The sequence below is a fragment of the Staphylococcus sp. GDY8P126P genome, from assembly GCF_017891965.1.
GTDB lineage: Bacteria > Bacillota > Bacilli > Staphylococcales > Staphylococcaceae > Staphylococcus > Staphylococcus saprophyticus.
In genome coordinates this window covers 567,902-576,989 of the sequence record NZ_JAESKG010000002.1, presented here as the reverse complement: position 1 = coordinate 576,989, position 9,088 = coordinate 567,902, and the positions used below count along the sequence as shown (strand labels likewise).

The following is a 9,088-nucleotide window of genomic DNA, read 5'->3' as shown; positions in this document are numbered from 1 at the left end:
TATGAGAAAGCGTTTGAAGCTGACGAACTGAGCAAAAGACGAAGCGAGCTACAAGTTAATTTCGAATAAACAAGTGCTAAAGCACTTGCATAAGTGTTACTAATTTCAATAAATTGAAAAGTAACACGTTATCGAAATGGTAAAAAAATGTTAGGGAAATTTGAGCAATAAAAAATTAATAATCATATTATAGACATAGACTATTTATTAATGCGTTGGTATGATCATTTAATTTTGAAAAGGGTATCCCTCCAAAACCTAAAATAAATTTCACAGATGTTTGGTTTTTATCATAGTGATAAAAAGGTAGAATTTTCAATTGGTTGTTTGCAGCGTTTTTAAGGCACTGATCCATTGAATAGCCGTTTTTTACAGTTAAAGTGAAGTGCATGCCAGCAAGTGCACCATCTATTTGTAATTGATCTTCATACGGTTTTAGTTTTTCTAGAATGAATTTTAGTTTTCTGCTATATACTTTTCTCATTTTGTTAAGATGCCTTTCGAAACTACCTGATTCCATAAAATTAGCTACTATTTTTTGTAAATGTGCAGGTACGGTGTTACCTTCTTTGTTTTTTAAATGTTCATATTGTGCTAACAATTTTTTTGGTAAAACTAAATAAGCTATTCTACAACTTGGGAAAAGGGATTTAGAAAATGTACTTATATAGATCACTTTGTCTTTGGTATCTAAACTCTGTAACGCAGGTATTGGTTTTCCGAAGTAACGAAATTCGGAATCGTAGTCATCTTCAATAATATATCTATATTCATTTTGATGTGCCCAATTTATAAGTTGGGTTCTTTTTTTTAAATTCATTACGTAGCCTGTAGGGAACTGGTGAGACGGTGTGACATAGGCAATATTATTATTGGTTTGGCTAAAATAGTTTAAGTCAATCCCTGTTTTATTAACAGGTGTCTGAAGATAAGGGATTTGCTTCTTATCGAGTACTTGTTTGATTGGTGGGTAACTTGGGTTTTCAATAATAAACTGTTCTTTACTTAACATATCTGTGAGCAAATTAATAAGCTGTTCTGTTGAGGAACCAATGATAATTTGCTCTGGATGACAAGTAACACCACGACTGTTAAAAAGGTAATGAGCGATTTCTTGACGCAATGACCACTCTCCTTTGGGATTTGTGTGTTGTAGTAAACCGAGTTGATCATCTTCAAAGACATCACGTGCATACTTTCTAAATTGTAGCATGGGAAAGTATTCGGCATCAATTTCAGATAGATTAAAAGCATATTGATATGATTGGTCATTATGACGATTGTTAGAAATCATGTCTAAAGATGGTCCATTTAACTGACTATGATTTCTTTTAATGATAGGTAATGTTTCAATATCTGAAACGAAATAACCAGAACGTGGTTTGGAATATATATAGCCTTCATCTAATAAAAATTGATACGCGTGCTCGATTGTTGTATTACTTACGGATAAATGTTGGCCAAGGGCACGTTTAGAAGGAAATTTATCACCAGATTGATATTGTCCTTCTATAATTTGTTGCTTCAAGTTTTCATATAATTCTATATATAGATGTCGTTTTTCCATAAAATCTGACCCCTTAAATTATTTTGAAATTGTACCTTTTTAAATACCAGTTTATCTCTTAAAATGAATTTAATCAACTAAGTAAAGGGGTAATACAGATATGTCTAAAGTTACTGGATCAGAGAGAGTTAAAAGAGGCATGGCAGAAATGCAAAAAGGCGGCGTCATTATGGACGTTGTAAATGCAGAGCAAGCTAAAATTGCGGAAGAAGCAGGAGCGGTTGCTGTCATGGCGTTAGAACGTGTACCATCTGACATCAGAGCAGCAGGTGGCGTAGCGCGTATGGCTAATCCAAAAATTGTAGAGGAAGTAATGAATGCTGTTTCAATACCAGTCATGGCGAAAGGACGTATCGGTCATATTACGGAGGCACGTGTACTTGAGTCTATGGGTGTAGATTATATCGATGAGTCTGAAGTATTAACACCTGCTGATGAAGAATATCATTTAAGAAAAGATACATTTACAGTACCATTTGTCTGTGGATGTCGTAATTTAGGTGAAGCAGCTCGTCGTATTGGTGAGGGTGCAGCGATGTTACGTACGAAAGGTGAACCTGGTACTGGTAATATTGTGGAAGCAGTAAGACATATGAGACAAGTTAATTCTGAAGTAAGTCGTTTAACTGTTATGAATGACGATGAGATTATGACAGAAGCTAAAAATATTGGTGCGCCATATGAAGTATTAAAAAATATTAAAGAAAATGGTAAATTACCAGTAGTTAATTTTGCAGCAGGTGGTGTTGCGACACCTCAAGATGCCGCTTTAATGATGGAATTAGGCGCAGATGGTGTGTTTGTAGGATCAGGTATTTTTAAATCTGAAGATCCAGAAAAATTTGCAAAAGCCATTGTTCAAGCAACAACACATTATCAAGATTATGAATTAATTGGTCGTTTAGCAAAAGAGCTAGGTATAGCGATGAAAGGTTTAGATATCAATGACCTGTCTTTAGAAGAACGTATGCAAGAGCGTGGTTGGTAATATGAAAATTGGTGTATTAGCACTTCAAGGTGCAGTCAGAGAGCATATACATCACATAGAATTAAGCGGTCACGAAGGCGTTGCAATTAAGCGAATTGAACAATTAGAAGAGATTGATGGTCTGATCTTACCTGGTGGAGAATCCACAACATTGCGTAGATTAATGAATTTATATGGTTTCAAAGAAGCCTTACAGCAATCAACATTACCAATGTTTGGCACATGTGCAGGTCTTATTGTAATGGCTAAACAGATTTCTGGGGAAGATGGCTACTTAGATAAACTCGATATCACAGTTCAAAGAAATTCATTTGGACGACAAGTAGATAGTTTTGAAAGTGAATTAGATGTAAAAGGCATTGCGGAAGATATCGAAGGCGTATTTATCAGAGCACCTCATATTGAAGCGACACATGGTGATGTTGATGTACTTAGTACAGTTGGTGATAAAATTGTTGCCGTTCAAGAAGGACGTTATTTAGGTGTATCATTCCATCCTGAATTGACAGATGATTATAGAGTGACACAGTATTTTATTGAAGCAATTGTCAAACCGACACTTACTGAAAAAGTTTAAAAATAAATATAGTAAAAAGCAGTCATGTATTTTAAATATACATGACTGCTTTTATGTTTAAATTAGATAAAGAATCCTGCAATAGCTGCTGAAATAAATGAAACTAAAGTTGCACCGAATAATAGTTTTAATCCGAAACGTGCAACCATGTCACCTTTTTCATTGTTCAATGATTTGATAGCGCCTGAGATGATACCGATTGAACTGAAGTTCGCAAATGAAACGACGAAGACTGAAATAACACCTTTCGCATGTTCACTCATATCTTTCACTTGGCTTAAGCTTTGCATGGCAACGAACTCGTTAGATAATAATTTTGTCGCCATAATAGAACCAGCTTGTACAGCATCGTTCCAAGGAACACCAACTAAGAAGGCAAATGGTGCAAATACGAAACCGATAAGTGTTTGGAAGTCCCAAGTAATGCTACCTCCAGAAATACCAGTGAATATTGCACTGACAAGACCGTTAAGTAACGCGATAATTGCTATGTAACCAATTAACATTGCTCCTACAATAACTGCTACTTTAAAACCGTCTAAAATATACTCGCCTAACATTTCGAAGAAAGATTGCTTCCCTGCTTCACTTTCTTGAACGATTAGTTTATCCTCTTTGGCATCTACTTTATAAGGATTAATGATAGAAGCGATAATGAAACCGCCAAATAAGTTCAATACGACTGCCGTAACAACGTAACGTGGCTCGATTAAGGTGAAATAGGCACCAATAATGGAAGCTGATACTGTAGACATCGCTGAAGCCGTCAAAGTATAAAGGCGTTGTTTAGGTATATGAGCTAATTCTTTCTTTAATGAAATAAACACTTCAGATTGTCCTAAAATGGCTGCCGCAACAGCATTGTAAGATTCTAAACGACCCATACCATTTATTTTAGAAATAGCTAAACCAAGTACATTAATAATCCATGGTAGGATTTTCGTATATTGTAAAATACCAATTAATGCAGAAATAAATACGATTGGTAATAATACATTAAAGAAGAATGGAGGGTTCTTTGGATCTACAAATTCAAAACCACCAAAAACAAAGTTTACACCTTCTGCTGCTTTTGCTAATAAATAGTTAAAGCCATCTGATATGCCGCCAATGACTGTGATACCGAATTTCGTTTTAAGTAAAATAAATGCGAATACAAGTTGTATGACTAACAATAGTCCGATATATTGCCATCGGATGTTTTTTCTATCTGAGCTAAATAGAAACGCTAATGCAAGAAACACTACTATCCCAATTAAACCGATAATTATATGCATAAGTTATTCATCCCTTTTAAATTTTCTTAACTTCTATAATACAATAAAATTGATAGCACTTACATGTTTAATTTAAAAATTTTAAAACATATTGGTTGAAAAAGGTCAAAGTTGGTCATATAATATAGTCAAAGAAGGTCAAAAGAGGTGATAATCATGCACAACATGTCCGACATCATAGAACAATACATTAAAAAATTATTTGAAGACACCAATGAAGACGTTGTTGAAATTCAACGAACCAATATTGCGCAGCGTTTTGACTGTGTGCCTTCTCAGCTTAATTATGTAATCAAAACACGTTTCACAAATGAACATGGCTATGAAATTGAAAGTAAAAGAGGTGGCGGTGGTTACATTCGAATCACTAAAATTGAAAATAGAGACGAAACAGGTTACATTAATCACTTACTTCAATTAGTAGGGCCATCTATTTCACAGCAACAGGCATATTACATTGTGGATGGTTTGTTAGATAAATCATATATTAATGAGCGAGAAGCAAAAATGATATACGCTGTAATAGATAGAGAAACATTGAAGATGGATATACTATCTAGAGATATTATCCGAGCAAATATAATTAAAAGATTGTTACATGTTATAAATTATTATTAAAGCGAGGTGTTGCGTCGTGCTATGCGAAAATTGTCATTTGAATGAAGCAGAAGTGAAATTGGCAGTGAAAGGGCAAGATGGTATAAATGAAAAATGGGTATGTTCCACGTGTGCACAAGGCGGTAATCCTTGGACACAAAATCAACAAATCCAAGCCCAAGATGATATCGAAGGTGCGTTTGTAGTCAAACAAATCTTGCAACATCTAGCTGCTAAACATGGTATCGATTTTGATGAAATTGCTTTTAAAGAAGAGAAACGCTGTCCAACTTGCCATATGACATTAAAAGATATTGCACATGTTGGTAAATTTGGTTGTGCAGACTGCTATGCGACATTTAAAGATGACATAGTCGATATTGTACGACGCGTACAAGGTGGTCAAATTGAGCACATTGGAAAAACACCGAGATCTTCACATAGAAAATTGGCTTTAAAAAAACAAATTGAGGAAAAATCTTCTTATCTAAATCAATTGATAGAAGAGCAAAATTTTGAAGAAGCTGCCGTTGTTCGTGATGAAATCAAGGCATTAAAAGAGGACAGCGAGGTGAAACATGATGAGTAAAAATGATATTAGTGCATATATGAGTGAATGGATGAGAGATAGAGAAGAAAGTCCCATCGTTATGTCATCAAGGATTCGTTTAGCACGAAATCTTGAAAACCATGTGCACCCACTCATGTTTCCGTCTGAACAAGATGGTTTTAGAATTATTAATGAAGTACAAGATGCGCTTCCCGATTTAGCTGTCCAACGATTAGACGCAATGGATCAGCAAAGTAAATATAAACTTGTCGCGAAACATCTTATTAGTCCAGAATTAATCAGACAACCTGCATCGGCAGTGCTACTGAACGAGGATGAATCGTTAAGCATTATGGTAAATGAAGAAGACCATTTGCGTATTCAAGCGATGGGAAATGATTTATCTTTATCTTCATTATACGAAAAAGCTTCAGAGATTGACGATAAACTAGACAGTGAATTAGATGTAAGTTTTGATGAAACTTTAGGCTATTTAACAACTTGTCCAACAAACATTGGTACAGGCATGCGAGCAAGTGTTATGTTGCATTTACCAGGCCTAACGATTATGAAACGAATGAATCGAATTGCACAAACAATCAATCGTTTCGGTTTTACAATTAGGGGCATTTATGGAGAAGGTTCGCAAGTTTATGGTCATATCTATCAAATTTCAAATCAACTTACATTAGGAAAAACTGAAGAAGACATCATTGAAAGTTTATCAGAAGTCGTTCAACAAATTATTAATGAAGAAATGCAGATTCGTGAACGCTTAAACCGACATAACTATACTGAAACATTAGATAGAGTGTATCGTTCGTTAGGTATATTAAAATATAGTAGACTGATATCTATGGAGGAAGCTTCACTAAGATTAAGTGAGGTCAAACTGGGTATTGATTTAGAATACATTGAATTAGAAGACTTCAAGTTTAATGAACTGATGGTTGCGATACAATCACCATTTTTATTAGATGATGAAGATGATAGAACTGTTAATGAAAAAAGAGCAGATATATTAAGAGAACATATAAATTAGGAGGTTGCGCTATGCTATTTGGAAGACTTACAGAAAGAGCACAACGTGTATTAGCACATGCTCAAGAAGAAGCAATTCGTTTAAACCATTCAAATATAGGAACAGAACATCTACTTTTAGGTTTAATGAAAGAACCTGAAGGTATTGCTGCCAAAGTTTTAGAAACTTTTGAGATTACTGAAGAAAAAGTTGTTGAAGAAGTAGAAAAATTAATTGGCCATGGTCAAGAACAAATGGGTGCATTGCACTACACACCTCGTGCGAAAAAAGTTATAGAATTATCAATGGATGAAGCAAGAAAATTACATCATAACTTTGTTGGAACAGAGCATATTTTGCTTGGTCTAATCAGAGAAAATGAAGGTGTCGCAGCACGCGTATTTGCAAACTTAGATTTAAATATAACAAAAGCACGTGCACAAGTTGTTAAAGCGTTAGGTAGCCCTGAAATGAGCAACAAAAATGCACAAGCAAACAAATCAAATAACACACCAACATTGGATAGTCTTGCACGTGACTTAACTGTTATCGCTAAAGACGGTACGTTAGATCCAGTGATTGGCAGAGATAAAGAAATAACAAGAGTCATTGAAGTGTTAAGTCGTCGTACTAAGAACAACCCTGTATTAATTGGTGAACCAGGTGTTGGTAAAACAGCAATTGCGGAAGGTTTAGCACTAGCAATTGTTAATAATGAAGTACCTGAAACATTAAAAGGAAAACGTGTAATGTCATTAGATATGGGAACAGTAGTGGCTGGAACGAAATATCGTGGTGAATTTGAAGAACGTTTGAAAAAAGTTATGGAAGAAATACACCAAGCAGGTAATGTGATATTATTCATTGATGAATTACACACACTAGTTGGTGCTGGTGGCGCAGAAGGTGCGATTGATGCTTCAAATATTCTTAAACCAGCCTTAGCACGTGGAGAGCTACAATGTATCGGTGCGACAACATTGGATGAATATCGTAATAATATTGAAAAAGATGCAGCACTTGAACGTCGTTTCCAACCTGTTCAAGTAGATGAACCTACAGTAGAAGACACTATTGAAATCTTAAAAGGTTTACGTGATCGCTATGAAGCACATCACCGTATCAATATTTCTGATGAAGCATTGGTATCAGCTGCTAAATTGAGTCATCGCTATGTTTCAGACCGTTTCTTACCAGATAAAGCGATTGATTTAATTGATGAAGCTAGTTCAAAAGTAAGACTGAAAAGTCATACAACACCACCAAACTTAAAAGAAATTGAACAACAAATTGAACAAGTCAAAAATGAAAAAGATGCTGCAGTACATGCTCAAGAATTCGAAAATGCGGCAAATCTTCGTGATAAACAAACTAAATTAGAAAAACAATATGAAGAAGCTAATACGAATTGGAAGAATACTCAAAACGGTGATAACACATCATTATCTGAAGAAGATATCGGTGAAGTGATCGCTGGTTGGACAGGTATTCCATTGACTAAGATTAATGAAACAGAATCAGATCGTCTGCTTAACTTAGAGGATACACTACACAATAGAGTGATTGGACAAAAAGACGCAGTGACATCCATTAGTAAAGCAGTGAGACGTGCAAGAGCTGGATTGAAAGATCCTAAACGTCCAATCGGTAGCTTTATTTTCTTAGGACCTACGGGTGTAGGTAAGACTGAGTTAGCACGTGCGTTAGCAGAGTCTATGTTCGGTGAAGACGATGCTATGATCCGCGTTGACATGAGTGAGTTCATGGAAAAACATGCTGTCAGCCGTTTAGTTGGTGCTCCTCCAGGCTATGTAGGACATGACGATGGTGGACAATTAACTGAAAAAGTAAGACGTAAACCTTATTCTGTTATTTTATTTGATGAAATCGAAAAAGCACATCCAGATGTATTTAACATCTTGCTACAAGTGTTAGACGATGGTCATCTAACAGATACCAAAGGTCGTCGTGTTGACTTCCGTAATACGGTAATTATTATGACATCAAATGTTGGCGCGCAAGAATTACAAGATCAACGTTTTGCTGGTTTTGGTGGCGCTACAGAAGGTCAAGATTATGAATCAATTCGCAAGACAATGATGAAAGAATTGAAAAATGCTTTCCGTCCAGAGTTCTTAAACCGTGTTGATGATATCATTGTATTCCACAAACTTTCTAAAGATGAGTTGAAACAAATTGTGACAATGATGGTTAACAAACTTACTAATCGACTTTCTGAACAAGATATTAATATATCGGTTACAGAAGCGGCTAAAGAGAAAATTGCCGAAGAAGGTTACGATCCAGAGTATGGTGCAAGACCACTTATTCGTGCTATTCAAAAAACAGTTGAAGATAACTTGAGTGAATTGATTTTAGACGGTAACCAAATTGAAGGTAAAGAAGTTAAAATTGATCACGATGGTAAAGAATTCAAATATGATATTACGGAAAGACAAGATTCAGCTAAAGATAAAGAAACATCTGAATCATAATATCAATAAAGTTAAT

Annotated in this window: 8 protein-coding genes; 6 read left to right on the top strand and 2 right to left on the bottom strand. The window is 35.2% G+C overall.

What is annotated here, in order from left to right:
* Window positions 1-187: 187 nt before the first annotated feature.
* Window positions 188-1,567 (bottom strand): MocR-like pyridoxine biosynthesis transcription factor PdxR, encoded by a 1,380-nt coding sequence (gene pdxR / locus KA893_RS05360; protein WP_041079567.1) that lies wholly within the window; start codon window positions 1,565-1,567, stop codon window positions 188-190.
* Window positions 1,568-1,667: 100 nt separating this feature from the next.
* On the opposite strand from pdxR, the gene pdxS reads away from it, so the two are divergent.
* Window positions 1,668-2,555 (top strand): pyridoxal 5'-phosphate synthase lyase subunit PdxS, encoded by an 888-nt coding sequence (pdxS, locus tag KA893_RS05355; RefSeq protein ID WP_011303857.1) that lies wholly within the window; start codon window positions 1,668-1,670, stop codon window positions 2,553-2,555.
* A gap of 1 nt (window position 2,556) precedes the next feature.
* Complete coding sequence (gene pdxT / locus KA893_RS05350) at window positions 2,557-3,132, top strand: pyridoxal 5'-phosphate synthase glutaminase subunit PdxT (RefSeq protein ID WP_011303856.1); 576 nt, start codon at window positions 2,557-2,559, stop codon at window positions 3,130-3,132.
* Window positions 3,133-3,194: 62 nt separating this feature from the next.
* Here pdxT and KA893_RS05345 read toward each other — a convergent pair whose 3' ends face one another.
* Window positions 3,195-4,409, bottom strand: a complete 1,215-nt coding sequence (locus tag KA893_RS05345) for a NupC/NupG family nucleoside CNT transporter (protein ID WP_011303855.1) — start codon at window positions 4,407-4,409, stop codon at window positions 3,195-3,197.
* 156 nt (window positions 4,410-4,565) lie between these two features.
* On the opposite strand from KA893_RS05345, the gene KA893_RS05340 reads away from it, so the two are divergent.
* Genes KA893_RS05340 through KA893_RS05325 form a run of 4 tightly spaced genes read left to right on the top strand, consistent with a single transcriptional unit; the run spans window position 4,566 to window position 9,072 of the window.
* The gene (locus tag KA893_RS05340; RefSeq protein ID WP_002484181.1) at window positions 4,566-5,027 is read left to right on the top strand and encodes a CtsR family transcriptional regulator; all 462 of its coding nucleotides are present in this window, start codon (window positions 4,566-4,568) and stop codon (window positions 5,025-5,027) included.
* Window positions 5,028-5,043: 16 nt separating this feature from the next.
* A complete protein-coding gene (locus tag KA893_RS05335) occupies window positions 5,044-5,595 on the top strand; it encodes a UvrB/UvrC motif-containing protein (protein WP_011303853.1) in 552 nt (183 codons plus the stop codon).
* Window positions 5,588-6,598: a protein arginine kinase gene (locus KA893_RS05330; RefSeq protein WP_069819507.1), complete on the top strand. Its 1,011-nt coding sequence runs from the start codon at window positions 5,588-5,590 to the stop codon at window positions 6,596-6,598. The genes KA893_RS05335 and KA893_RS05330 overlap by 8 nt, the downstream gene beginning before the upstream one ends.
* Window positions 6,599-6,609: 11 nt before the next feature.
* The gene (locus KA893_RS05325; protein WP_002484178.1) at window positions 6,610-9,072 is read left to right on the top strand and encodes an ATP-dependent Clp protease ATP-binding subunit; all 2,463 of its coding nucleotides are present in this window, start codon (window positions 6,610-6,612) and stop codon (window positions 9,070-9,072) included.
* The last annotated feature ends 16 nt before the right edge of the window (window positions 9,073-9,088 follow it).